The sequence below is a fragment of the Mesorhizobium sp. KACC 23794 genome (genome assembly GCF_052180275.1).
GTDB lineage: Bacteria > Pseudomonadota > Alphaproteobacteria > Rhizobiales > Rhizobiaceae > Kumtagia.
Window position 1 is genome coordinate 4,701,328 of sequence record NZ_CP197465.1, and the last position, 23,121, is coordinate 4,724,448.

Sequence of the window (23,121 nt, forward strand, 5' to 3'; positions counted from 1 at the left end):
CCGCTCCCCGATCCGTCCGCGCGGCTAAGGTCTATTGATATTCACGCGTCGAGCGCTGAATCTCGGCAGACCCTATCGTGGAAACTCCAGCCCCATCTCGCGAAAACGCTCCGGATCGTCACTCCAATTCTCCCGCACCTTGACGAACAAGAAGAGATGGACCGGCTGTTCCAATATCTCGGCAAGGTCCTTGCGCGAGGCCTGGCCGATGGCGCGGATGGTCTCGCCCTTCAATCCCAGCACGATCTTCTTCTGGCTCTCGCGCTCGATGTAGATGGTCTGCTCGATGCGCACCGAGCCGTCCTTCTTTTCCTCCCAGCGCTCGGTCTCGACATGTGAGGAATAAGGAAGTTCCTGGTGCAGGCGCAGGAACAGTTTTTCCCGCGTAATCTCGGCGGCGAGCTGGCGCATCGGCAGGTCGGAAAGCTGGTCCTCGGGATAGTACCAGGGGCCGGCCGGCAGCGATGCGGCGAGATAGGCGAGGATGTCGTCGCAGCCGGCGCCGGTGAGCGCCGAGACCATGAAGGTGCGCTGGAATTCGGCGCGCTCGTTGGCTTCTTTCGCCATGGTCAGCAACGCCTCGGGCCTGACCCGGTCGACCTTGTTGAGGATCAGGATCTTCGGCTGGCGCACGCCCTTAAGATTGTCCAGGATCGTCTCGGCGTCGCCGCGGATGCCCCGCTCGGCATCGATCAGAAGCATGACGACGTCGGCGTCCTTGGCACCGCCCCAGGCGGTCGTCACCATCGCCTCGTCGAGCCGGCGGCGCGGCTTGAAGATGCCGGGCGTGTCGACGAAGACGATCTGCGCCTGCCCGTGCGTGGCGATGCCGCGCACGATGGCGCGCGTCGTCTGCACCTTATGGGTGACGATCGAGACTTTCGCGCCGACCAGCCGGTTGACCAGGGTCGACTTGCCGGCGTTGGGCGCGCCGATCAGCGCGACGAAGCCCGAATGGGTTTCGGGGACTGGAGTCTCGGTGACCGGAGTGTCGCTCATAATGTTGCACTTTCTCCGCTCCACACGCCTTCGCGCAGGAGGAATTCTGTTGCGGCCGCTTCCTCGGCGGCACGGCGCGACGGACCGCTGGCGCGCGACGGCGCGAAACCAATGACATTCACCGCGACGGTGAACACCGGCTGATGGTCCGGTCCTTCGCGTCTCTCTATGACGTATTCGGGTCGCGCGCCATTCGCCTGCGCCACCCATTCCTGCAATTCGGATTTCGGATTGCGCGGCTTGTCGATGACGCCGCGCGAGCGCGGTTCCCAATAGCGCAGGATGAAGGTTTTTGCCGGCTCCATGCCGCCGTCGAGATAGATCGCGGCGATCAGCGCCTCGACGGCATCGGACAGGTAGTTGCCGCCCTTGCCCGCCTTCAGCGCCGCGTCGGCGCGGATGAGCTGGTCGAGGCCGAGTTCGAGGCCGATCGCGCCGCAGGTCCGGGCATCGACCAGCGCATTGAAGCGCGGCGCCAGGTCGCCTTCCCGCGCGTCGGGGAACAGGGCGAACAGCATCTCGGCCACCACCAGCCCAAGCACGCGATCGCCAAGGAATTCGAGGCGTTCGTTGTTGGTCTTGGCCTTGACCGCGCTGGAATGCGTCAGCGCCGTCTGCAGGAGGGCAACATCGCGAAAACTGTGGCCCGTGCGGTCGCGCAGTGCAAGTGCGAGCGCATCTCCCGTCGGCCGTTTCAGCCCCATCGCCCTATCTGACAAAATTGAGCAGGCGGGTCGGCCGCATCTCGGTCGGCCATTTCCATATCTCCAGCGGGCTGGCGCCGCCGGCGATCGAGAAGAAGATGATGTTGGCGCGGCCGACGAGGTTTTCCTCGGGAACGAAGCCCACCGAACGGCGGCTGTCGCTGGAATTGTCGCGGTTGTCGCCCATCATGAAATAATGGCCGGGCGGCACGACATATTCACGGGTGTTGTCGTCGATGCCATTCGGCGTCAGGTCGAGCGTGTCGTAGGAGACACCGTTGGGCAGCGTCTCGCGATAGACGTCGATCGGCCGGTTCTCCTCGGTGATGTCCGGGTTGTCGATGGTGCCGGTCTTGACGCGCGGCACACCCTCGCCGTTGATGAACAACTGGCCGTCGCGCATCTGGATGCGGTCGCCCGGCAGGCCCACCACCCGCTTGATGTAGTCGAGCGAAGGATTCGGCGGGAACTTGAACACCACCACGTCGCCGCGCTCCGGCGCGCTGCCGAAGATGCGGCCGGAGAACAGGTTCGGCGAGAACGGCAGCGAATAGCGCGAGTAGCCGTAGGCCCATTTGGTGACGAACAGGTAGTCGCCCTCGAGCAGCGTCGGCCGCATCGAACCGGAGGGAATCGAGAAAGGCTGGAACAGGAGCGTGCGGATGACGAGGGCGAGTATAAGCGCCTGGATGATGACGTTGACGGTCTCGCCAAGCCCTCCGGATTTCTTCACAGTCTTCTCGGCCACGCTCATGTCGTCCTCGGTCGTCGTCGTTCCGGTATAAGGGCTAGCGCAAAGCGGAGCAACGCCGCGCGGCCGCCTTCAATGCCATAATCATGGCTGTTGTTCGGCGGGTAGTGCCTCGATGATCACAAATGCCTGAGCGAGCGGATGATCGTCAGTAATCGTCAGGTGAATCTCGGCGCGATGGTGTTTCGGCAGCATGGACTTCAGTCGTTCGGCCGCGCCGCCGGTCAGGTGCATGGTCGGCCTGCCGCTCGGTAAATTGATGACGCCCATATCGCGCCAGAACACGCCCCGCGCCATGCCTGTGCCGAGGGCCTTGGAGCATGCTTCCTTGGCGGCGAAGCGTTTGGCGTAGGTCGCGGCGCGCTCGCGCCTGCTCTCGGCCTTGGCCTGCTCCAGATCGGTGAAGATGCGCTTGACGAAACGCTCCCCATAGCGGTCGAGCGAACTCTCGATGCGTCGGATGTCGATCAGGTCACTGCCGATGCCGATGATCATCTAGATGTTCCGGCTGCCGGGCTTGATCGGCGGGATCGCCGCAAGCTCCGGCGGCAGATTGTCGGCGGGATAGGCGGGCACTTCGTATTCGGCGAGCGCCACCAGCGGCACGCCAACATCGGTCTTGCCGGCGGAACGGTCGATGATGCAGGCGGCGGCCAGCACCTCCGCGCCGAGTTCGCGCAGGCATGCAATCGTCTCGCGGATCGACAGTCCGGTGGTGACGATGTCCTCGACGATGACGACGCGCGCGCCCTTCTCGATCTCGAAGCGGCGCAGGCGGAAGACGCCCTGCTCCCGCTCGACCCAGATCGCCGGCACGCCGAGGTGGCGCGAGGTCTCGTAGGCCGGGATCAGGCCGCCCACCGCCGGCCCGACGACATAATCGATGCGGCCCGGCACGGTTTCCCGGATTTTTGCGGCCAGCGCCTGGCAAAGCCGCTCGGTCTTGTCGGCATGCATGAAGACCCGCGCCTTCTGCAGGAAGACCGGGCTGCGCAGCCCGGAGGTCAGGATGAAGTGCCCTTCCAGCACCGCCCCCGCCTCGCGGAAGATCGACAAGACTTCGTCCGTGTTCATTCGTACTCCCCAGACATCAATCAGCCGTTGACCCGTTTCGCCTCGCTGACGGCGGGCGATTCCTTCAGTTGCGACAGCAGCCGGTTCAGGTGCTTCAGGTCCCACACTTCGAGATCGATCTGCATCTCGGTGAAGTCCGGCGCGGTGCGCACCATCGACAGCGAATGGATGTTGGCGTCGTTGACCGCGACCGTCTGGGCGATCTCGGCGAGCGAACCCGGCGCGTTGATCGCCGTTACCGAAATGCGGGCCGGAAAGCGCTCGCGGTTGCTCTCGTCGATGTCCCAGCGCACGTCGATCCAGCGTTCCGGCTGGTCGTCGAAATCGGTCAAGGCCGGCGACTGGATCGGATAGATGGTAATGCCGACGCCGGGCTGCACGATACCGACGATGCGGTCGCCCGGCACCGCCCCATCCGGCGCGAAACGCACAGGCAGGTCGCCGCGCACGCCGCGGATCGGCACGGCGCCGTCGTCCTTCTGCTCCTTGCGGTCCTTGCGCGCGGCGCGGCCGGGTATCTGGAACAGCATGCCGGCGGCGTTGCGGATCTTCGACCAGCCTTCCTCGCGGCGGGTCGGCAATGGCGTGGTGACGCGCTCTTCCTTGTAGTCGGGATAGACGGCGCGCAGCACGTCGCTGGAGGCGAGTTCGCCGCGGCCCACCGCCGTCAGCACATCCTCCACATCCTTGCGGGCCAGCCGCGCCAGCACCGGCTTCAGCCTTTCCTTCGTGTACTCCTTGCCGGCACGCGCAAAGACGCGCTCGAGGATGCGCAGGCCAAGCCCCGAATATTGCTTGCGGATGGCGTTCTTGGCAGCGCGGCGGATCGCGGCGCGCGCCTTGCCGGTGACGACGATCGCCTCCCAGGCCGCCGGCGGCACCTGCCCCTTCGAGCGGATGATCTCGACCTCGTCGCCGTTCTTGAGCTCGGTCATCAGCGGCATGATCCGGCCGTTGATCTTGGTGCCGACGCAGGAATCGCCGACTTCGGTGTGGACCGCATAAGCGAAGTCGATCGGCGTGGCGCCGCGTGGCAGGGCGATCAGCATGCCCTTCGGCGTGAAGCAGAAGACCTGGTCCTGGAACAGCTCCAGCTTGGTATTTTCGAGAAAATCCTCGGGATTGTCGCCCTCCGCCAGTTGCTCGATGGTGCGCCGCAGCCACGCATAGGCATTCGTCTCCTTAGAGATCGAATGCGCGGCGCCGTTCACCTTCGTCCTGCCGTCCTTGTAGAGCGCATGCGCGGCGACGCCGTAGTCGGCGACCGTGTTCATCTCATAGGTGCGGATCTGCAGTTCGACGCGCTGGCGCGACGGGCCGACGATGGTCGTGTGGATCGAGCGATAGTCGTTCTGCTTCGGCGTCGAGATGTAGTCCTTGAAGCGGCCCGGCACCACCGACCATGCCGTGTGGATCGCTCCCAGCGCGCGGTAGCAATCCTCGACGGTATCGACGACGACCCGGAAGCCGAACAAGTCCGAAAGCTGTTCCAGCGAGAGGCCCTTGGATTCCATCTTGCGGAATACCGACCAGGGCTTCTTCTGGCGGCTCTTGACCTTGGCCTTGATCGACCGCTTGTCGAACAGTGCCGACAGCGATGCCTCGATCTCGGCGACCACGCCGCGGTTGCGCTCGAATATGTCGGTCAGCCGCGCCGTCACCATGCGATGGGCTTCGGGATTGATGTGGCGGAAGGCGAGTTCCTCCAATTCCTCGCGCATGCCCTGCATGCCCATGCGGCCGGCCAGCGGCGCATAGATCTCCATCGTCTCCTCGGCGATGCGTAGCCGCTTGGCTTCCGGCACATGGTCGAGGGTGCGCATGTTGTGGAGCCGGTCGGCGAGCTTGACCAGAAGGACGCGGACGTCTTCCGAGATCGCCAGCAGCAGTTTTCGGAGGTTTTCCGCCTGCTCGGCCTTCTTCGAGACGAGGTCGAGCTTCTTCAGCTTGGTCAGACCTTCGACAAGCTTGCCGATGTCCGGTCCGAAAAGCTGGTCGATCTCCTGGCGGGTGGCCGACGTATCCTCGATCGTATCGTGCAGCAGCGCCACCGCGATGGTCGACTCGTCGAGATGCATGTCGGTCAGGATCGCCGCGACTTCGAGCGGGTGCGAGAAATACGGGTCGCCGGACGCGCGCTTCTGGTGGCCATGCTTCTGCATGGCATAGACATAGGCCTTGTTGAGCAGGGTTTCGTTGACGTCGGGCTTGTAGCGCTGAACGCGCTCGACAAGCTCATATTGACGCATCATGGCTCAACGTCCGCACCCACAAAAAAACATGCGCCGCGTCGGGAGACACGGCGCATTCGATAGATAGCCATGATCCGCGGGCCACGAAAGGTCCGCAGTGTAAGCCAAGTCCTAGAAATCGTCGCTTTTTTCCGGCGCGACCAGACCTTCGATGCCGGCCAGCAGTTCCTCTTCCGACATGCGGTCGAAGGTGATGTTGCTGTCGTCGTCCTGCTCCACCGTCTCGCCGGCCGCGACAACAGTCTGGTCGGTGATCTCGGCGCCGTCACTCTCGGGCTCGTCGACCTCGACATGCTTCTGCAGCGAATGGATCAGGTCTTCCTTGAGGTCGCCCGGCGAGAGCGTCTCGTCGGCGATCTCGCGCAGCGCGATCACCGGGTTCTTGTCGTTGTCGCGCGGCACGGTGATCGCCGCCCCCTGGCTGATCTGGCGGGCGCGGTGGCCGGCAAGCAGAACGAGCTCAAAGCGGTTGTCGACCTTGTCGATGCAGTCTTCAACGGTTACGCGGGCCATGAACTGCCCCTTTCATACCTGGATGTGACGGAAAGCCGGCGCGGTGCATAACCCGAAAGGCGGCGGAAAACAAGCATGCAGGCGACCGGCACGCCGCGAGGGGTCCGAACGCGGGGGACCTACGGCAAAAACTGCGTCGTCGACGATTATTACTTTTTCGTGACCGATCTTGGAAAGCGTCCGTCAAGGCGGTATCTCATTCTTATAGACGATGCCACGAGCATTTCCCGACCGCCTGCATCGGCCGCACGTTTGTTGAACTGACCGATTGATTTGACCAAGGATATTCCAGCCATGTTCGATCCGCGTGAAAAGATCGCATTGTTCATCGATGGTGCAAACCTCTATGCGACCTCCCGGTCGCTGGGGTTCGACATCGACTACCGCAAGCTCCTGTCTTCGTTCCAGAAACGCGGCTACCTGCTGCGCGCCTATTATTACACGGCGCTGGTCGAGGACCAGGAATACTCCTCGATCCGTCCCCTGATCGACTGGCTGGACTACAATGGCTACAAGGTGGTGACCAAGCCGGCCAAGGAGTTCACCGACTCGACAGGACGCCGCAAGATCAAGGGCAACATGGACATCGAGCTGACGATCGATGCCATGGAACTCGCGGATTATGTCGACCACTATGTGATCTTCTCCGGCGACGGCGATTTCCGCACGCTGGTCGAGGCGCTGCAAAGGCGTGGCCGCAAGGTCAGCATCGTGTCGACCATGGCCTCGCAGCCGCCGATGATCTCCGACGATCTGCGCCGGCAAGCCGACCATTTCATCGACCTGACGACGCTGAAGAGCGAAGTCGGCCGCGATCCGTCGGAACGCCCGGTCCGGCGCACCGAACCGGTGGCCGCCGAGGACGAATACTGACGGACCGGCGGTGGAAACCGCCGAACCGTCGCGCGACTGCCCTCTCTGTCCGCGCCTGCATGATTTCATCGCCCAATGGCGCGTGCGTGAGCCCGAGTGGTTCAATGCGCCCGTCCCGACCTTCATGCCGCTGGAGGGCGAGGACGCAGTGCGGCTGCTCGTCGTCGGGCTGGCGCCCGGCTTGCGCGGGGCGAATCGCACTGGCAGGCCGTTCACCGGCGACTATGCCGGCGATCTTCTCTACCGGACGCTGATCCGCTTCGGGCTGGCGCAGGGCACCTATAAGGCTCGCCCAGACGACGGATTGGAACTGGTTGGCACAGCGATCGTCAATGCGGTGCGCTGCGTGCCGCCGGAGAACAAGCCGACGCCTGCCGAGATCACCACCTGCCGCCAGTTCCTGTCGCCGGCCTTCTCACGCTTTCCGAACCTCAAGGCCGTGCTGACGCTCGGCGCCATCGGCCACCAGTCGACTGTGCGCGCCTTTGGCGGGCGGGTGGCTGCCTATCCGTTCAAGCATGGGGCTGCCATCGAAATCGGGGGCGTGAAGCTGTTTTCCAGCTACCACTGCTCGCGCTACAACACGAATACCGGCGTGCTGACGGAAGGAATGTTCGTCGACGTGTTTTCCCGGATCGCGGAGTACATCCAGGCCACGGAATGAGGCTGACGCCGGCTTCCAGGCCCCCTTGACCGCAGAAAAAGGCGATGCTTGAACGGAGACCCGTCTCAGCCGCGCGCCGAAGCGACCTGCACCGGGCTTTTCGACTTGCCGCCGCCGGGAACCACGACGATGCGCGTGACCTTGCCCTTCTTGAAAGCTGTCAGAAAACGATTGTAGTCCTTGAACGCGACGCAGCCGTGCGACTCTGCGCGGCCACCACGCAGAAGATAGGAATGGGCCAGAATCCCGGTACGGTTGTGCGCCACCTTCCCGTTGGCGGGCAACATCCGCACCGCCTCCACGCCGTGAAAACGCTTCTCGCGCATGACTAGGTTGTAGGTGCCGGGCGGCGTCGGCCCCTTCATCTTGACGTGTACGTAGCGCGGGTTGTCGGCCATGGCGCCAATACCCGAATGCGCCTCGAGTTTGGAGCCGTCCGGCATGTAGACCACTTGGGCACTGATGTCATAGACAGCCGTGCCGCCGCCGGCTTTCGGCGTGTTCAGGAATTTTTTGAAGATGCCGCCGCCCTTTTCCTGCGACGGATCGTCAGGTTTGGCGAAGGCGAGCAACGATGGCGCGCCGCGCTGCGACTGCGTCGTCTTGCGCCGGTCGTCATCACGACCAGCATCGTCGACGCGCTTTTTGTCGGGACGACGATTGTCGCCCTTGTCCTTGCCATCGTCCGAACGCCGATTGCCGTCGGAACGGCTGTCATCATCGGAGCGTCTCGGTTCGTCGGGACGCTTGCCCGCGTCCGCTTTCGGGCGTCGCAGTGGCAGGGGCGTCGCGTCCGGCGTGTCCTCGTAGCCCGGCAGGGCGGCGCTGTCCTCGCTGCCGTCTTCCAGCGGGGTATGCAGCACGAGGCCGTTGTTTTCCAGCACACTGGCGTCCGACAGGGAGCCGCTCGCCGCGAAAGGCGATGGATCGGCATAGGCCAGCAGCACTTCAGTGCTCGTCTCGATCTCGCTGCCGCCACGGGCAAAACGCTCCAGAACTGGTACGGCCTGGTTGGGCAATCGGGCGAAGCGTTCCTCCCTGGCCTTCGGCAGGGAAGCGTTGCGCGCCGATGGCGACAGCTTCGCCACCTTGGCCTTGGCCACTTCCGGCGCCTTTGCGACCAGCCCGACCTGCGCGAACGCCGCAGCCATCTTTTGCGGCGTCAGGGCTGCGCTGGCGACCACCTGATCGAACCGGCCCGCATCCCTTTCGGCCGCGCCGCCTGCGGCTGGCGCAAGCGTCGTCGTGGCCAGGCGCGCGGCTTTATCGGAGAACCGAACGTTCGGCATGAGCGAGGCGCGCGCCTGGCGAAGCAGGGATTCACGCTTCGCCGGATCGAGGCCAGCAACCTCCGTCGGCACCACAAGCCCTTGCGGCATGAGGTTTGGAGAAGACGCAAAGGATGCACCCATGGAACTGACGCCGGCCAGGACCGTTACAGACCATACGGCCAGCGCCGCACCGGCACAGGGGAGCGCAACCCAGCGAATCATCCTGTCCGGGCTGAACCTGCTGGAGCGCAATTCTCCAGCGCTGCCGCTGTCGCGGCCATTTTTACTCACGAACGCCATTACGCACCCGTCTTCCTTGAGCCGGCATCGCGGCAACAGGCCACTAAGCCGTCATGATCATCAGTCCGAGGAGTGATCCCCCGGCGCGCTGTCGGCACGCCTTGCCTGTCGCTCATCGACTCAAAAGATGGACAATGATGGTTAACCAATCCCTTTTCCCAAACGTCTTTTCTACGCGGAGCGCATCACAACGATGGCCCACAGACCTCCGACACCTGACAAGAACCCCTTTTCGAATCGATTTGCTGTCTGGTTTTGGCCTGCATGTCAAGCAAACGTGAACAGCAGCAGCCAGCAAAAATCGCCGCGCGCCCGCGACGAAAGCGCACGCGCCCCAAGCGAAATCACGGTGAAAGCCGTCTGTGGGAAAACTGTACAGCCCGAATCAGCAACCGAACTGCGCGCCGAGCGGCCGGGATGCCGACGCAAAAAGTCAGCCGCGCTCCTTGAGCAGCCGACCCTTTTCGCGCGACCAGTCGCGCGCTTTCTCGGTCTCGCGCTTGTCGTGCAGCTTCTTGCCGCGCGCCACGCCGAGCAGCAGTTTGGCGCGGCCCCGGTCGTTGAAATAGATTTTCAGCGGCACCATGGTCATGCCGTCGCGCTCGACGCTCTGGGTCAGCCGCGACATCTGGCGCTTGTTCAGCAGCAATTTGCGGTGGCGGCGCGGCTCGTGGTTGAAGCGGTTGGCCTGGAGATATTCCGGCAGGTAGGAATTGATCAGCCAGATTTCACCGCCTTCGTTCGAGGCATAGGAATCCTGGATGTTCGCCTGCCCCTGGCGCAGCGACTTCACCTCGGTCCCCGTCAGCACAAGACCAGCCTCGACCGTGTCGAGGATCTCGTAAGAGAAACGCGCCTTGCGGTTTTCAGCGACGGTCTTGTTGTTGGGATCGGCTTTTCGGACTTGATTCATCGTGCCATCAAATGATGCGCCGGCGTCAATTGATCAAGCCGGCATGCTTCATCGCCGCTTCGATCTTCTCGGCGGTGCCCTCTTCCACCGTAGTCAGCGGCAAGCGCACGGTGTTCTCCACCTTGCCCAGCCGCGACAGCGCGTATTTCGCGCCGGCAAGGCCCGGCTCCAGGAAGATCGCCTTGTGCAGCGGCATCAGGCGGTCCTGCAGTTCCAGCGCCTTTTCCTTGTCGTTGGCGAGCGTCGCCTCCTGGAACTCGGAGCAGAGGCGTGGCGCGACGTTGGACGTGACCGAGATGCAGCCGACGCCGCCATGCGCGTTGAAGCCCAGCGCCGAGGCGTCCTCGCCGGAAAGCTGGATGAAATCCTTGCCGCAGGTCAGCCGCTGTTCCGAGACGCGCTCGACCTTGCCGGTCGCGTCCTTGACGCCGGCGATGTTCTTGAAGTCGTGGGCGAGACGGCCCATCGTCTCCGGCGTCATGTCGATCACCGAGCGCGGCGGGATGTTGTAGATGATCACCGGCAGCTTCGTCGCCTTGGCGACGGTGGCGAAATGCAGGTAGAGCCCGCGCTGCGTCGGCCTGTTGTAGTAGGGCGTGACCACCAGTACGGCGTCGGCCCCGGCCTTTTCCGCATACTGGACAAGGCCGACGGCCTCCTCGGTGTTGTTGGACCCTGCCCCGGCGACAACCGGCACACGGCCTTTCGCGGCCTCGACGCAAGCCTTCACCACCTGGCGATGCTCGTCATGCGACAGCGTCGGCGATTCGCCGGTCGTGCCCACTGGAACAAGCCCCTTGGTGCCCTCCGCGATCTGCCACTCGACCAGGTCGCGGAACGTTTTCTCGGCCAGCGCCCCGTTCTTGTCGAACGGCGTCACGAGCGCGGTCAACGAACCTCTCAACATCTGGTCAAACTCCTCCGCAACCTGCCGGCTGCATTATGTTTTTCGATCGCACCGCCTTCTAGAGGAAAGCAGGGCCGCGCACCATAGTCTTGACATTGTGCTGCCGCAAGGATCGGCGCGGACACAATCCAAACGGTTGTGCCAGCCGTTTGTTTACAGGCCGTTCACCATCAAGACCTAGCATGCCAGCATCCGCCCCTCTTTGTAGTGGACCAGGACAGGGAAGCCGAATGGGCACAAGCACCCAATGGCATCGCCGGTCGATGTTGCTGGCCGTCCTCGTGGCGGTCGTACCGGTCATTGCCATCGCCGCGACCCTGGACGGGCAGACCACCGCCGGCATTCCGATTGCGGTCACCGGCAAGGGCGACCGCATCGGGGGCAACACCAGCGCACAATTGAAGGCCGGGCTGGACGCTCTTTCATCAGGCGACGTGCTCGCGGCCCGGGTCATCCGCGACAGCCTGCCGGCGTCTTCGCTCGACCGTCATATCCTTGCCTGGGCGATCGCGCTGAAGGGTGGAAAACTCGTGCCCAGCGCCGACATAGCGGCCGCGGCGGAGACGCTGCGAAGCTGGCCCGGCGCGGAGGCCTTCCGGCGCAACAGCGAACGCGCCCTTCTGCGCGAGCAACCCGCGCCGCAGGTCGTCATCAAGGCCTTTGGCGGCACCCCGCCGCAGACGGCGGCAGGCGCCATCATCCTCGCCCGGTCCTATGTGGCGCTCGGACAGATGCAAGCCGCCCAAGCCATGCTCTCACCGTTCTGGCGCAGCGAAAAACTGGACGCCGAGGAAGAGATCGCCATCATCAAGGAATTCGGCGCAATCATTCCTGCCGAAGACCACCGCATCCGCATGGAGCGCATGCTTTATGCCGACCGCGTGAATTCGGCCCGGCGCGTTGCCGATCTGGCCGGCGCCAAGCCGCTGTTCGACGCCTGGGCCGCGGCAGCCAAGGGCGACCGCACGGCGGTCAAGCTGCTCGAAGCGGTGCCTGCCGCGCAGCGCGGCGCCGGTTATCTGTTCGCCAAGGCGAAATATCTGCGGCGCACCGACAAATTCGCCGAGGCGGCGGCCGTGATGCTCAAGGCGCCGAAGGATCGCGCCGAACTGATCGATCCCGATGCGTGGTGGATCGAGCGGCGCACGCTGTCGCGCGAACTGGTCGACGCCGGCGACATGAAAACCGCCTACCGCATCGCCGCTTCCCATTCCGCCGAAAGCCCCGTCAACCAGGCCGACGCCGAGTTCCATGCGGGCTGGTATGCGTTTCGCGGCATGGGCGACGCGAAGGCCGGCGCGGCGCATTTCGCGCGGATCGCCGAGGTCGCGGGCGGCCCCATCTCGCTGTCGCGCGCCTATTACTGGCTGGGTCGTACGGCCGAAGCCGGCGGGCCGGGCAGCGCAAAGGCGTATTACGAACGCGCGGCCGGCTACGGCACCAGCTTCTACGGCCAGCTTGCCGCAGAAAAGATCGGCCGTGCCGCGATCAATGTCGCCTCGCCCACGCCGAGCGACGGCGACCGCCGCGATTTCGTGCATCGCGAAGCCGTGCAGGCGATCAAGCGGCTCGAAGCCGCAGGCTATGACGGCCTCGCCGACACGCTCTATCGCGACCTCGCGGGGCAACTGACCAGCCCGGGCGAACTGGCGCTGCTGGCAGCCATGGCGGAAGATCGCGGCAACCATTATCTCGGGCTGAAGGTCGCCAAGATCGCCGCGGCGCGCGGCATCGATATCGGCGCGCTGTCGCACCCGGTCGGCGTGATCCCAGCCTCGGCCAATATTTCAGGGTCGGGCAAGGCGCTGGCCTATGCGATCGCCCGTCAGGAGAGCGAGTTCAACGTCGGCGCCGTCTCTGGCGCCGGCGCCCTTGGACTGCTGCAATTGATGCCCGGCACGGCAAAGGACGTTGCCAAGAAAGCCGGCCTCGCCTTCTCGTCGCAAAAACTCACCACCGACGCCGGATACAACGCAACGCTGGGTGCGGCCTTCCTCGGCGAACAGCTCGGCAGGTTCAGCGGCTCCTACGTGCTCACCTTCGCCGGCTACAATGCCGGGCCGGGTCGCGCGCGGGATTGGGTGGCACGCTACGGCGATCCGCGCGGCAAGGACCTCGACACGGTGGTCGACTGGATCGAGCGCATCCCCTTCGCCGAGACGCGCAGCTATGTGCAGCGCGTGATGGAGAATTACCAAGTCTACAAGATGCAGCTGACCGGATCGTTCGACATCAGCGGCGATCTCGTCAAAGGCCGCTGACCGTTCATCATCTCAGCTCGAGTTTCGCGACCCTGCCCTGCGTCGATCGGTTTGACCGGGATCGCCTTGCCTTGTAGCTAGACCGACGAACGGAATGCGAGGGCATCGGCATGGCGGAGAGCGACGGTTTCACAGACTTCTTCTATGCCTCGAAGGACGGACTGCGGCTGCATGGGCGGGTCTACGGCGGCGGCAACCAGGCAAGCTTGCCCGTCGTCTGCCTTCCCGGCCTGACGCGGAATGTCCGGGATTTCCATGAGCTTGCGCTCTTCCTCTCAAGCGATGCCGAGACGCCGCGCAAGGTCGTCACGTTCGATTATCGCGGGCGTGGCGCTTCGGCCTACGATCCCAACTGGAAGAACTACAACATCGTCACCGAGGCGGACGACGTGCTTGCGGGGCTGGACGCGCTGGGCATTTCCGAAGCGGCGTTCATCGGCACGTCGCGCGGCGGGCTGATCATCCATATTCTGGCGGCGATCCGTCCGTCGGTGCTGAAGTCGGTCGTCTTCAACGATATCGGCCCGGTCGTCGAGGCTGCTGGCCTCGCGCATATCCGTTCCTATCTCGAAAACGCCGCCCCTGCCGCTACCTTCGCGCAAGCCGAGCAGGCGCAACGCGCGATCCATGGCGCCGATTTTCCCGCGCTTTGCGACGACGACTGGAAGCGGATGGTGAAGGCGCTCTACCGCGACGAAGACGGGCGTCCCGTTGCCGACTACGATCCGGCACTGGTCAACACCGTCATCGCTCTCGATTTGCGTCAGGCACTGCCGGCGATGTGGGAGCAGTTCGACGCACTGGCAAGAGTGCCGGTCACTGTCGTACGCGGCGAGAACACGCGCCTGCTTTCACGCGAAACCGTGGCAGAGATGGAGCGGCGACATCCAGGCATGGAAACAGTCGGGGTCGCCGGCCAAGGACATCCACCGATGCTGGAGACAGGCGACCTGCCGGAACGGATCGCGCGCTTCCTCGCGCATGCCGGGAAACCGACCCGCCTATAGCGCGCCATCGGCCCGGCCCTCCGCCAACCACGCAGCCTGCCGCCTGACATCGGCCGGCAGCCGCGGCCAGTCCCGCTGATCCACTGCCGATATCCGCCCCGACGCGGCGGCGGTGCAACAAAGACGCAGCGGCGGGTGCAATAAAAAACCCGGCGGTTGCCCGCCGGGTTCTGTCTAGGCCGATCGGTGAAGCCGATCAGAACGTGCGCTGGAAGCGCAGGTTGAAGCCCCAGCTGTCGTCGAGATCCTGGTCGACGCCCTTGCTGTTCTTGTCGGGGGCGTAATAGACGACTTCCGGCGTGATCGTGAAGCCCGGAACCAGGTCGTAGGCAACGTTGGCGGCAACCGAGAAGTTCGAGCCGTCGTCATAGCCGACTTCGGCGTTGAACGTCGCCTTCTCGTTCAGCTTGATCGCCGTGCCGCCCCAGACGGCCCAGTCGCCAGCCCACTGCGCGTAGAAGTTCTCGTTGTCGAAGCCGGCCGAGTCCCAGGCGCCCATCACGAACACCGAAGCGGTGTCGGTGATGTTGATGTCCAGGCGACCCTTGACCGCCACTTCCGACTGCCAGCTGTCGTAACCGGCGACGAGACCGATCTTGCCCCAGCCCTGCGTGAACGACAGACCGCCGACCACATAAGGAGCGTAGTCCTGCGTGATGCCGCCATACCCGAAGGGGCCGTCAAAGTCCGAACCATACACGATCTCGTTCTGGTCGCCCTGCTCCAGGGCGACGCCGGCCGAGAAGCCGTTCGCGCCAGTGTAGGTGTAGGCGATCTGGAACGTGCCGAACGGACCGTAGGGAACGATACCGTCGTTCATGACGCCCGACGAATAGTCGGTGAAGGTCGAGAAGTAGGAGTCCGTCTTGCCGATGCGGAAACCGCCAAGCTCGATATAGGCATGCTCGATGCTCATGCCGTCGTTCATGTCGTAGAAGGGCGTGCCGCTGCCGGACACCTGGTAATTGAAGTTGATGGCGGCATACGCACGCAGCGTGCCGAGTTCGGTCTCGCTGCGGGCGTCGGTGCGCAGCTGGAAGCGGACGCGATTGTTGTAAGTATCGTCGCCTGCGGCGCTCGTCACGCCGTAGAAATCGCCGCCACGAATATCGACGCGGACATAACCGCCGATCTTCAGGCAGGTTTCCGTGCCGGGCAGGTAGAAGAAGCCCGAACCATAGACGTCGCAGACGCGGACGTATTCGACGGGTTCCGGCTCGGCAACCACGACCGCATCGGCCGCACGAGCGCCGGTGACTGCGACCAGGGCCGCAGCGGAGCCGAGAAGAAGGCTCTTGATGTTCATTTTCTGATCTCCAGTCAAAAGTTGTTAAAAGGGTCTGGGCTTTGTGTTTGCTGAAGGACAGCGTTCCCTGCCCCGTTCCCAAGCCGAAAAAGACACGATAGTTCGCCCCTCTCTCGATTCGAGGATCGCGCATAGCTTCGGCGCGTTCAACCTCGATCATCGGAAGCGCGCCGACGCATGGATGCGATGCCGGGTGTCTGTGACACAAAAGACACGATTTGATACCCCCTTTAAAGACTTGGTTAACCATCCAGCGCCGGGCGAAGGTGCATGGATGCCGCGTCCACGATCCGCAGCCTCGAATCGCGCTCGGTACAGCCAGCCACGAAACCATTCCGCCCGATCTCAAGACCGGTTCCCGTTTCCGGCGTTTCCACCGCCGGCGCGATATAAGCCGAGAAACCGCTTGATCGCCGGAAGCGCTCGGGCTAGTGGGACGGACGGAGAGGTGGCCGAGTGGTCGAAGGCGCGCCCCTGCTAAGGGCGTAGAGGTCAAAAGCTTCTCGAGGGTTCGAATCCCTTCCTCTCCGCCAGTTTTTAAGATCAAATGTGATCGACCGGGCCTCCATCCGCTTCTCAGACTTTCAAGTTGTCGATGCTTTTCTTGTCTGTGGATTGTTTATGCCCCCATCCACGAGGGCGAGACGCGCAGCGCTACTCGGTATTTGGCTCGTTATTTTTCTTTTAACCGGCGCGGCCGAGGATAACCTCAAGGATTGGCGATTTATTCTGCTCAACCGCAGATTCAGCTCAACGACAGGCGTGCGACGTCAGAGCTGAATGATCGATCCCTTCAGATCAAAGGATTCCTTCCGCCAAGCCGTACGGGGCATGGCGATAGCCGCCTGGAGTTTCGTTGCGATCGCCGGGAGACAAACTGACGGGCCTTGCTTTGCCGTCGAAGAGAATCAGGCATCCGGGGTCCAGGCCGTCATGTGCAGGACGTTTCCGCCGAGCTTTGCGAAAGCCCGTTGCCGGCACGAAAACACCAGGATCTGCTGGTCGCGGGACTGGCGATGCAGCGCGTCGAACATGCGCTCGATTCGGTCGTCGTCGGAATAGACCAGAGCATCGTCGAGGATAACCGGCGCAGGGCGTCCGTCGCGCGCCAGCAGTTTTGCGAACGCAAGGCGGGTAAGCACGGAGAGTTGCTCGCGCATGCCGCCGCTCAGCCGCTCCACGTCCTCGTCCTGGCCGTTGCGGCGTATCGACTGCGGCAACAGCGTATTCTCGTCGAAGACGATCGAGATGTCGTCGAAGAGCACGCCGAGCAGCGGGCGTAATTCCTCGATGATCGGCTTCAGGTAGAGGTCGCGGGCCGCCGAGCGGGACAATTGCAGCGCCCTGCGCAAGCGGTCGAGCACCGCGACTTCGGTCTCGTAGTGTTTGACGCGCTCGGCTGCCGCCGCCATGGCCTCGGAGGCCTCGCGCCACGCCTCCTCGACCGCAACGTCGGAGCGCGTCCGTATCTCGCCGTTGAAATCCGCCACGGTCTCGCGCAGCCTGGCTGCTTCCTGCGTCGCGGCATCCCGCACCGACCGCGCACGGCGCAGGGCCGCCTCCGTGGTTTCCAGATCGGGCGCAGTGGCGCGCAGCGTCGCAGCATGCGCCTCGGCTTTCGTAAAAAGCGTCTCCTGCTCGTCGAGACCCTCGGCAAGCCGCCTTTCCTTGTCGCCACGCTCCGCTTCGGGGCCGAGCACGGAAACGACCCTTTCCAGTTCGCCCCTGGCGGCGGCATAGGCCGTCTCGGCCTCGATGGCGGCCTTGTCCGCGATACCTCGCATCGGCCGGGCCTCGCGGGCGGCGTTGCGCGCGGCGGCGGCCGTCTGGCCGGCGGCCGACATCGCCTGCCGCACGTCTTCCGGATCGGCCTTCAGTTCCAGGTCCTGGGCGCCGTCGTCCGCATGCCGGGCGACATCCTCGCGAAGCTGCGCAAGTCCGCCCGGCGCAAGGTGCCTGAAATTCTGGCGGTCCAGTTCAAGCCCTGTCGATTTCTCATGCCCGGCGGACTGCCGCCCATGCGCCTCGGCCAGACTGGAGACGCCCAGCGCGGCCAGCAGGTCTCGATGCCTCGCTTCGGCCTTGAGCAATGCCTGGTCCGCCTCGGGCGGGCGGTTGGAGCGCAGCGTCAGCGTCCCGATGCCGGAGATTTCGAGGTTTGCGACGTCGGCGAACATTTGTTCGACGGCATCAGGCAGCGGCGCCCCGTTCAGCGTGACGCGGCCTTCGGCGCTTGCGCCGTAGGTCATCCGGAACGTCGGCAAGGTGGCGTTCTTGGCGGCGCGCAGGCCGGCCAGCTTGATCTCCAAATCCTGCAACTGGCCGATGGCGTTGGCGGGCATCGCCAGCAGGGCGAGTGCGGTCTCGCCAGCCTCTATCTTCGCACGCAAGGCTTCGGCCTTGTCCAGCCGGTCTCGCATCTCGGTACGATGCTCGGCCGCCTGTCGCGCCGCCATGGCTCGGTCCAGCCGGGCGAGCAATTCGCGCGCTTCGCGTTCCGCGGCGTCGGCGGCGTCGGCCTCGCCCGCGGCGCGATCGATCTCGGCGGTCGCTGCGTCGCGCCGGGCAACGGCGTCATCGCGGTGCAACTGTGCCGAGGCAACCTGCTCGCCCAGCCTTGCCGCCTGGGCGATCGCCTCGCGAAAGCCGCCCAGCGCCTGCTGGGCGGTGTCTCGGCGGCTGCGAGCCAGCGCGGCGGCTGCCTCGGCCGCGTCAAGGGCGGCGCGATGGGTCTTCGCCGCCGCCAAGGCCGCTTCGGCCTTTTCCAGCGCGCCGCGCCGCGCGTCCAGTTCCGAGGGATCCTCGATCTCGGCAAGGCGTTTCAGCGCCGCGCCGCGCTTGTCGAGAGCCTCGCGCATCGCATTGACTTCGGCAGCGAGCCGCCGTTCCTCCTCGACCAGCCGCCGGTGCTTTTCCACGGCCGCCTCGTAGAGCCCGCCGCCCTTGGGGCGCATCGTCGGCGTCACCAGCCGGTAGAGTTCCTCGTTGCAGACATCGACGATCTCCGCCATGCGCCGCCCGCCGGTCATCGCCTCGACCTCGCCTTGCACCGATGCGAGCAGGCTTTCGCGGACGCGCTTCTCGCCGTCTTCCTCGGCCCGGCTGCGCTTCTCGATGCCGGTGACGCCTTGCCGGACCCAGAGCAGACCGGCCGGACCAGAGGTGCCGCCACGGATCAGGTTGGCAATGAAGGCCTCCGCCTCGTCGGCCTGCGCCAGCAGGCGGCCAGTGGCGATATCGGTGACGCTGGCCCGCCGGCCGCCATAATATTGCTTGGTCAGCCTGTACCGGCCCTGCGCCGTGACGATGTCCGCCTCGACCAGAGGGTTTCCGCCGCTGTAGGGGCGCAGCTTCTGGACGTCGCCCGGCGTACCACTGTGCGGCTGGAAGAACAGCGCATGCAGAGCCTCGAAGCTCGTCGACTTGCCGTGTTCATTGGCTGCGCAAAGCACGTTCACGCCGTCGCCTATGCCCTCGATCGCGACGCCGCGACCGGCGAAGCGCTTGACGTTGTGCAGCCGAAGCGCGGAGATCTTCATGATGCGATCTTCTCGCAGTAGGAGAACAGGCGGACCAGGGCTTCGCGCGACACCTCGCGCTCGCCCGCCGGGCGCGCCTCGTCCTCGCTCTCGGCAAGCAGCGCATTCGCCGCCTCGCGCAAGGCGCCCGCCCGGTCGATCAGGTCCAGATCCTCGCTTTCGCAATCCGTCGCCAGTTCACTCTCATCCAGTTCGAGATGCGCGAATTCCGGCGCCGCATGCTCGACGGCGGCAGCGAGCGCCGTGCGACCGCCGAGCCTCAGCCGGCCGGACGGGGCGATGCGCAGCAAGGTCTGCCGCCGCGAGAGGCCGGCCGGGAGGTGCGCCGCCAGGGCCGCGACCGCGTCGTCGCGCGACAGCAGCGGCAGGGAGATGGTCCGCCAGGCAAAACTGCCGGTTTCGAGCGAAACGATCTCTGGCGTGGCGGCCGGTGCAGCAATGGACACCAGCAGCGCCTGGCCGGGTTTGTCGTGCTTGAAGCGGTCGGGTTCCGGCGTACCGCTGTAGTGGGTGCGTGCATTGACGGCGACCGGCCCGTGCCAGTCGCCGAGCGCCAGATAGTCGAGGCCGGCCCGCACCGCCCGGTCGGGCGCGATGACGTCGGAGGCTGCCGCCTCTTCCGAAAACGACTGGATCGCGCCGTGGGCGAGGCCGAGCCGGATGACGCCTTCCGGCGTCGCAGCCGCGTCCATCCATCCCGTCAGATCGCGGCCGGGCCGGCGCGTCGTGCAGGGCGCGGGCAGCAGCACGGCGTCCGGCGCGATCGTCAGCGGCTCGGGCTCGGTGGCGAAGACGATGTTGCCGGGAGCGCTGGCGCGCATGGCGTTCCAGTGCTGCACCGCCTGCAGCGAGTCGTGATTACCCGGCAGCACCACCCACAGGAGCGGCGCATGATGACCCATCTCGGCCAGCGCCTGCCGGCGTATTTCCGGGGTCGGCGTTTCGGTGTCGAACGTATCGCCAGCCAGCAGGATGGCGGTTGCGCCATTCTCCCGCGCATGGCTGGCCAGCCGGCCGATGATCCCGTGCCGCGCCTCGCGCAAGCGGCCGCGAAGGTCCTCCGGCATATTGCCGAAACGCTTGCCGAGATGCAGGTCGCCGCTGTGAATGAAACGGAGCATGGTATGGGTCTCAAGGCTTGTTCGGGATGCGACCGCGTGCGGCCTATGGCTTGATCGGACCTCCGCAAGGCGGCGCGACCAGGAATTCGATCAAGCCGGCGCGCGAGGCCGATGCAGGATAGGTTTCTTGCATGGGGCTGCCGCTGGCATCGACAAGACCGGCCGTCGCACCCGTCGTTTGGTCCGATACCGAATCGCACGAATCACAATCAGCAGACGCGCCGTCGTCCAGCAATTGGGTCAAAATTCCTTTCTTCCAGACGGATTTTCCGTTGAATTCGCGGGTTTTGTCGACGTCTGACGGATGAAGACCGATCCGCCGCGTCCATCTGCCCTCCGTCCGCAACCTACAATGTGCGCAGGACCCGCGATGCGCAAGCGCCTCCGCACGCAGTGGCGCTTGCCGTGCGGGACGGCGAACGTCTCGCCGCCGAGCAGTTCCGGATCCATCAGGACAAGACCCGCAGACACGCGAATGTGCGGATGTCCGCCCTGCCCTCGCCGCTGTGGCACGCGACTCGCCCGGCCTTCCGACGATCTCCCGATGGGCAGGCGCAGCGCCGAGAACCCAAATCCGGAGGGCGAGTTTCGCTCACGCCTGTAACCCCTTAATTCTCCCGATCCGCCCGCGCCATCTCGTTCCGGGACGGCCGTACGGCTCGGCAGATGCGGCAGACAAGACGTGCCTTGGCTTGATGGCTTGGCTTAATGGCGCACCATGCCGGCATCGACGTTCAGGGTCTGGCCGGTGATCCAGCGTGCGTCATCCGACGCAAGGAACGACACGACGTCGGCGATGTGCTCTGGCTGACCCTTGCCGGGCATCGCCTGCAGCATCTCGACGAAACCGAAGGCCTGGTTATGCGGGCTGGCCTTGACCCCGTCGCTCTCGATCAGACCGGGCGTCAGCGCATTGGCGGTGATGTTGTATTTGCCGAGTTCAGTCGCCAGCGCGCGCGTGAAGCCGATGACGCCGCCCTTTGCGGCGACATAGGCGGCCATGTTGGGCGTGCCGGCGAAAAAGGTGTTGGAGGAGATCGAGATGACGCGGCCGCCCCTGTTCTTCGCCCGCATCAGGTCGGTGGCGGCGCGGGTGACGATGAAGGTGCCGGTGAGGTTGACGCCGATGATCTTCTGCCAGTGCGCCAGGTCGACGTCGTCCCAGGCGATGAAGGGCACTATGCTCGCATTGTTGACCAATATGTCGATGCCATCCGTCTTCGCCTCGATCTGGTCGAAGAGGTTCTTCACCGACGCCGCGTCCGATACATCCGCGGCGATGGCCAGCGCCTTGCCGCCGATCGCCTTGGCGGTGGCCATTCCGCCCTCCGCATTGATATCACTCACGACCACCGTGGCGCCGTCGGCAGCGAGCCGTTCGGCGATCGCCCTGCCGATGCCTTGCGCCGCGCCCGTCACCAGCGCCGTCCTGCCCGCCAGCCGATCCGTCATGATCTTTCCCCTAATCGTTGCAATGTTCTTGTGAATCAGGCGTCGATGACGGCGAGCGCCGCCTCGACGCCCGCGCCGATGTCCACCTTCCTGCCCAGCGCGGCGTAGGCGCCGCCAAGCGCCGGCAGCGCCGTCAGCGCGTAGATCGGATGCGCCGTGGTGCCCATGTGGCCGACGCGCGTCAGCTTGCCCAGCGTCTCGCCCCGCCCGGACGAAAACACCACGCCGTAGCGCTCGCGCGCCAGCTTGCGCATCTGCGCTTCGTCGATGCCTTCCGGCGTGCGGACCGCCGTACAGGTCGGCGAGGCGATCGCCTCGCTCGCGGCCCACACCGACAGCCCCATCGCCTGCACGCCCGCCCGCATAGCCCTGGCGGTCAGCGCGTGGCGTGCCCACACATTCTCCGGTCCCTCGCCGAGATAGAGGTCGAGCGCCGCGTCGAGCCCGTTCACGTCGGCCACTGAAGGCGTGAACGGAAACGGCCGCTCGCGCGACCAGGCGTTTTCCCAGTCGACGATCGACAGCATCGAGGCGCGCGGCGCCGCGGCGTTGCCCTTCATCTTCGCCCAGGCACGATCGCTGACGCCGAGCATGGTGAGCGCCGGCGGCGCGCCGAGGCATTTGCCCGGTCCCGTCACATAGATGTCGGCATGACATTCTTCCGGATGCGTATCCATGCCGGCGAAGGACGAGACGGCATCGACGATCATGTAGGCGCCATGCCTGGCGCTCAGCGCGCCGATCGCATCGATGGGATTGATCGTGGCGGACGGCGTGTCGTGATGGCAGACGGAGATGATCGTGATTTCCGGATGTTTCTTCAGCATGTCCTCGACGGATTGCGGATCGATCGCCTCGTTGTAGGGCACCTCGATCTCCAGCAGGTTCGGCGAATAACGCTTCGCCCAATAGCCGAACCCCTTGCCGTAAACGCCCGAGGCGAGATTGAGCACCGTATCCTGCGGGGTGATCAGCGAGGCAGCCGCCGCCTCCAGCCCGAGCACCGGCTCGCCATGCATGATGACGGGCTTGTTCGACAGCCGCAGCGCCTTCTGCGCCTTGTCGACGACGCGCTCGTAAAAACCCTGGAAGGCCGGGTCGTAATCGTAGAGCACCGTGCGCGACAGCGCGTTCAGCACTTCCGGATAGGAATCGACCGGCCCAGCGGCCAGCGTGACGACCGGTTTGCGGTCTGGAGAATAACGCATCGAAGC

General features: G+C 64.8%; 20 protein-coding genes and 1 tRNA gene. 6 read left to right on the top strand and 15 right to left on the bottom strand.

Annotation, left to right across the window (positions count from 1 at the left end; translation table 11 throughout):
- Positions 1-72: 72 nt before the first annotated feature.
- From era to rpoZ, 7 genes are all read right to left on the bottom strand, one after another.
- On the bottom strand, positions 73-999 hold the full coding sequence (gene era / locus ACSBOB_RS23115; RefSeq protein WP_442578405.1) for a GTPase Era: 927 nt from the start codon (positions 997-999) through the stop codon (positions 73-75).
- Positions 996-1,703 (bottom strand): ribonuclease III, encoded by a 708-nt coding sequence (rnc, locus tag ACSBOB_RS23120; RefSeq protein WP_442578406.1) that lies wholly within the window; start codon positions 1,701-1,703, stop codon positions 996-998. Before rnc ends, era begins: the two co-directional genes overlap by 4 nt.
- A gap of 4 nt (positions 1,704-1,707) precedes the next feature.
- Positions 1,708-2,457 (bottom strand): signal peptidase I, encoded by a 750-nt coding sequence (gene lepB, locus ACSBOB_RS23125; RefSeq protein ID WP_442578407.1) that lies wholly within the window; start codon positions 2,455-2,457, stop codon positions 1,708-1,710.
- A gap of 81 nt (positions 2,458-2,538) precedes the next feature.
- On the bottom strand, positions 2,539-2,949 hold the full coding sequence (acpS, locus tag ACSBOB_RS23130) for a holo-ACP synthase (protein ID WP_442578408.1): 411 nt from the start codon (positions 2,947-2,949) through the stop codon (positions 2,539-2,541).
- Complete coding sequence (pyrE, locus tag ACSBOB_RS23135; RefSeq protein WP_442578409.1) at positions 2,950-3,528, bottom strand: orotate phosphoribosyltransferase; 579 nt, start codon at positions 3,526-3,528, stop codon at positions 2,950-2,952.
- 20 nt (positions 3,529-3,548) lie between these two features.
- Positions 3,549-5,780, bottom strand: a complete 2,232-nt coding sequence (locus ACSBOB_RS23140) for a RelA/SpoT family protein (protein WP_442578410.1) — start codon at positions 5,778-5,780, stop codon at positions 3,549-3,551.
- Positions 5,781-5,891: 111 nt separating this feature from the next.
- Positions 5,892-6,293, bottom strand: a complete 402-nt coding sequence (gene rpoZ, locus ACSBOB_RS23145) for a DNA-directed RNA polymerase subunit omega (protein ID WP_442578411.1) — start codon at positions 6,291-6,293, stop codon at positions 5,892-5,894.
- Between the two features lie 294 nt (positions 6,294-6,587).
- On the opposite strand from rpoZ, the gene ACSBOB_RS23150 reads away from it, so the two are divergent.
- Entirely contained in the window at positions 6,588-7,166 is a 579-nt protein-coding gene (locus ACSBOB_RS23150; RefSeq protein ID WP_442578412.1) for a LabA-like NYN domain-containing protein, read from the top strand.
- 10 nt (positions 7,167-7,176) lie between these two features.
- Positions 7,177-7,830, top strand: coding sequence for a uracil-DNA glycosylase (locus ACSBOB_RS23155; RefSeq protein ID WP_442578413.1), 654 nt, complete (start codon positions 7,177-7,179; stop codon positions 7,828-7,830).
- A 65-nt stretch (positions 7,831-7,895) separates the two neighbouring features.
- Here the strand turns inward: ACSBOB_RS23155 and ACSBOB_RS23160 are convergent, their stop codons facing one another.
- Positions 7,896-9,242, bottom strand: a complete 1,347-nt coding sequence (locus ACSBOB_RS23160; protein ID WP_442578414.1) for a DUF2778 domain-containing protein — start codon at positions 9,240-9,242, stop codon at positions 7,896-7,898.
- Here ACSBOB_RS23160 and ACSBOB_RS23165 point away from each other — a divergent pair.
- Complete coding sequence (locus ACSBOB_RS23165; RefSeq protein ID WP_442578415.1) at positions 9,241-9,477, top strand: hypothetical protein; 237 nt, start codon at positions 9,241-9,243, stop codon at positions 9,475-9,477. The two genes, ACSBOB_RS23160 and ACSBOB_RS23165, sit on opposite strands and share 2 nt — an antisense overlap.
- 357 nt (positions 9,478-9,834) lie before the next feature.
- Here the strand turns inward: ACSBOB_RS23165 and smpB are convergent, their stop codons facing one another.
- Positions 9,835-10,314, bottom strand: a complete 480-nt coding sequence (gene smpB, locus ACSBOB_RS23170) for an SsrA-binding protein SmpB (protein WP_442578416.1) — start codon at positions 10,312-10,314, stop codon at positions 9,835-9,837.
- 25 nt (positions 10,315-10,339) lie between these two features.
- Positions 10,340-11,221, bottom strand: a complete 882-nt coding sequence (gene dapA, locus ACSBOB_RS23175) for a 4-hydroxy-tetrahydrodipicolinate synthase (RefSeq protein ID WP_442578417.1) — start codon at positions 11,219-11,221, stop codon at positions 10,340-10,342.
- 230 nt (positions 11,222-11,451) lie between these two features.
- Here dapA and ACSBOB_RS23180 point away from each other — a divergent pair, with 230 nt between their 5' ends.
- Both ACSBOB_RS23180 and ACSBOB_RS23185 read left to right on the top strand, forming a co-directional pair.
- A complete protein-coding gene (locus ACSBOB_RS23180) occupies positions 11,452-13,482 on the top strand; it encodes a lytic transglycosylase domain-containing protein (RefSeq protein ID WP_442578418.1) in 2,031 nt (676 codons plus the stop codon).
- A 110-nt stretch (positions 13,483-13,592) separates the two neighbouring features.
- Positions 13,593-14,489, top strand: a complete 897-nt coding sequence (locus tag ACSBOB_RS23185) for an alpha/beta fold hydrolase (RefSeq protein WP_442578419.1) — start codon at positions 13,593-13,595, stop codon at positions 14,487-14,489.
- Positions 14,490-14,685: 196 nt separating this feature from the next.
- Here ACSBOB_RS23185 and ACSBOB_RS23190 read toward each other — a convergent pair whose 3' ends face one another.
- Positions 14,686-15,795 (bottom strand): porin, encoded by a 1,110-nt coding sequence (locus ACSBOB_RS23190; protein WP_442577518.1) that lies wholly within the window; start codon positions 15,793-15,795, stop codon positions 14,686-14,688.
- 442 nt (positions 15,796-16,237) lie between these two features.
- Here ACSBOB_RS23190 and ACSBOB_RS23195 point away from each other — a divergent pair.
- Positions 16,238-16,328: transfer RNA gene (locus ACSBOB_RS23195), tRNA-Ser, on the top strand.
- A 375-nt stretch (positions 16,329-16,703) separates the two neighbouring features.
- On the opposite strand, the gene ACSBOB_RS23200 is transcribed toward ACSBOB_RS23195, so the two are convergent.
- The 4 genes from ACSBOB_RS23200 to ppaT all read right to left on the bottom strand — a co-directional run bounded on the left by ACSBOB_RS23200 (position 16,704) and on the right by ppaT (position 23,115).
- Positions 16,704-19,334 (bottom strand): AAA family ATPase, encoded by a 2,631-nt coding sequence (locus ACSBOB_RS23200; RefSeq protein ID WP_442578420.1) that lies wholly within the window; start codon positions 19,332-19,334, stop codon positions 16,704-16,706.
- On the bottom strand, positions 19,331-20,455 hold the full coding sequence (locus ACSBOB_RS23205; RefSeq protein ID WP_442578421.1) for a metallophosphoesterase family protein: 1,125 nt from the start codon (positions 20,453-20,455) through the stop codon (positions 19,331-19,333). The genes ACSBOB_RS23200 and ACSBOB_RS23205 overlap by 4 nt, the downstream gene beginning before the upstream one ends.
- 705 nt (positions 20,456-21,160) lie before the next feature.
- Positions 21,161-21,907 carry a pyridoxal 4-dehydrogenase, SDR-type gene (gene pldH, locus ACSBOB_RS23210; RefSeq protein ID WP_442578422.1) on the bottom strand — a complete coding sequence of 249 codons (747 nt, stop codon included), beginning with the start codon at positions 21,905-21,907 and terminating at the stop codon, positions 21,161-21,163.
- A gap of 35 nt (positions 21,908-21,942) precedes the next feature.
- Positions 21,943-23,115, bottom strand: coding sequence for a pyridoxamine--pyruvate transaminase (ppaT, locus tag ACSBOB_RS23215; RefSeq protein WP_442578423.1), 1,173 nt, complete (start codon positions 23,113-23,115; stop codon positions 21,943-21,945).
- Positions 23,116-23,121: the final 6 nt, after the last annotated feature.

Bases quoted from the DNA above. Each gene is read 5' to 3' on its own strand.
- era (WP_442578405.1), bottom strand. From the start codon at position 999: ATGAGCGACACTCCGGTCACCGAGACTCCAGTCCCCGAAACCCATTCG.
- rnc (WP_442578406.1), bottom strand. From the start codon at position 1,703: ATGGGGCTGAAACGGCCGACGGGAGATGCGCTCGCACTTGCACTGCGC.
- lepB (WP_442578407.1), bottom strand. From the start codon at position 2,457: ATGAGCGTGGCCGAGAAGACTGTGAAGAAATCCGGAGGGCTTGGCGAG.
- acpS (WP_442578408.1), bottom strand. From the start codon at position 2,949: ATGATCATCGGCATCGGCAGTGACCTGATCGACATCCGACGCATCGAG.
- pyrE (WP_442578409.1), bottom strand. From the start codon at position 3,528: ATGAACACGGACGAAGTCTTGTCGATCTTCCGCGAGGCGGGGGCGGTG.
- ACSBOB_RS23140 (WP_442578410.1), bottom strand. From the start codon at position 5,780: ATGATGCGTCAATATGAGCTTGTCGAGCGCGTTCAGCGCTACAAGCCC.
- rpoZ (WP_442578411.1), bottom strand. From the start codon at position 6,293: ATGGCCCGCGTAACCGTTGAAGACTGCATCGACAAGGTCGACAACCGC.
- ACSBOB_RS23150 (WP_442578412.1), top strand. From the start codon at position 6,588: ATGTTCGATCCGCGTGAAAAGATCGCATTGTTCATCGATGGTGCAAAC.
- ACSBOB_RS23165 (WP_442578415.1), top strand. From the start codon at position 9,241: ATGGAACTGACGCCGGCCAGGACCGTTACAGACCATACGGCCAGCGCC.
- ACSBOB_RS23160 (WP_442578414.1), bottom strand. From the start codon at position 9,242: ATGGGTGCATCCTTTGCGTCTTCTCCAAACCTCATGCCGCAAGGGCTT.
- smpB (WP_442578416.1), bottom strand. From the start codon at position 10,314: ATGAATCAAGTCCGAAAAGCCGATCCCAACAACAAGACCGTCGCTGAA.
- dapA (WP_442578417.1), bottom strand. From the start codon at position 11,221: ATGTTGAGAGGTTCGTTGACCGCGCTCGTGACGCCGTTCGACAAGAAC.
- ACSBOB_RS23180 (WP_442578418.1), top strand. From the start codon at position 11,452: ATGGGCACAAGCACCCAATGGCATCGCCGGTCGATGTTGCTGGCCGTC.
- ACSBOB_RS23185 (WP_442578419.1), top strand. From the start codon at position 13,593: ATGGCGGAGAGCGACGGTTTCACAGACTTCTTCTATGCCTCGAAGGAC.
- ACSBOB_RS23190 (WP_442577518.1), bottom strand. From the start codon at position 15,795: ATGAACATCAAGAGCCTTCTTCTCGGCTCCGCTGCGGCCCTGGTCGCA.
- ACSBOB_RS23200 (WP_442578420.1), bottom strand. From the start codon at position 19,334: ATGAAGATCTCCGCGCTTCGGCTGCACAACGTCAAGCGCTTCGCCGGT.
- ACSBOB_RS23205 (WP_442578421.1), bottom strand. From the start codon at position 20,455: ATGCTCCGTTTCATTCACAGCGGCGACCTGCATCTCGGCAAGCGTTTC.
- pldH (WP_442578422.1), bottom strand. From the start codon at position 21,907: ATGACGGATCGGCTGGCGGGCAGGACGGCGCTGGTGACGGGCGCGGCG.
- ppaT (WP_442578423.1), bottom strand. From the start codon at position 23,115: ATGCGTTATTCTCCAGACCGCAAACCGGTCGTCACGCTGGCCGCTGGG.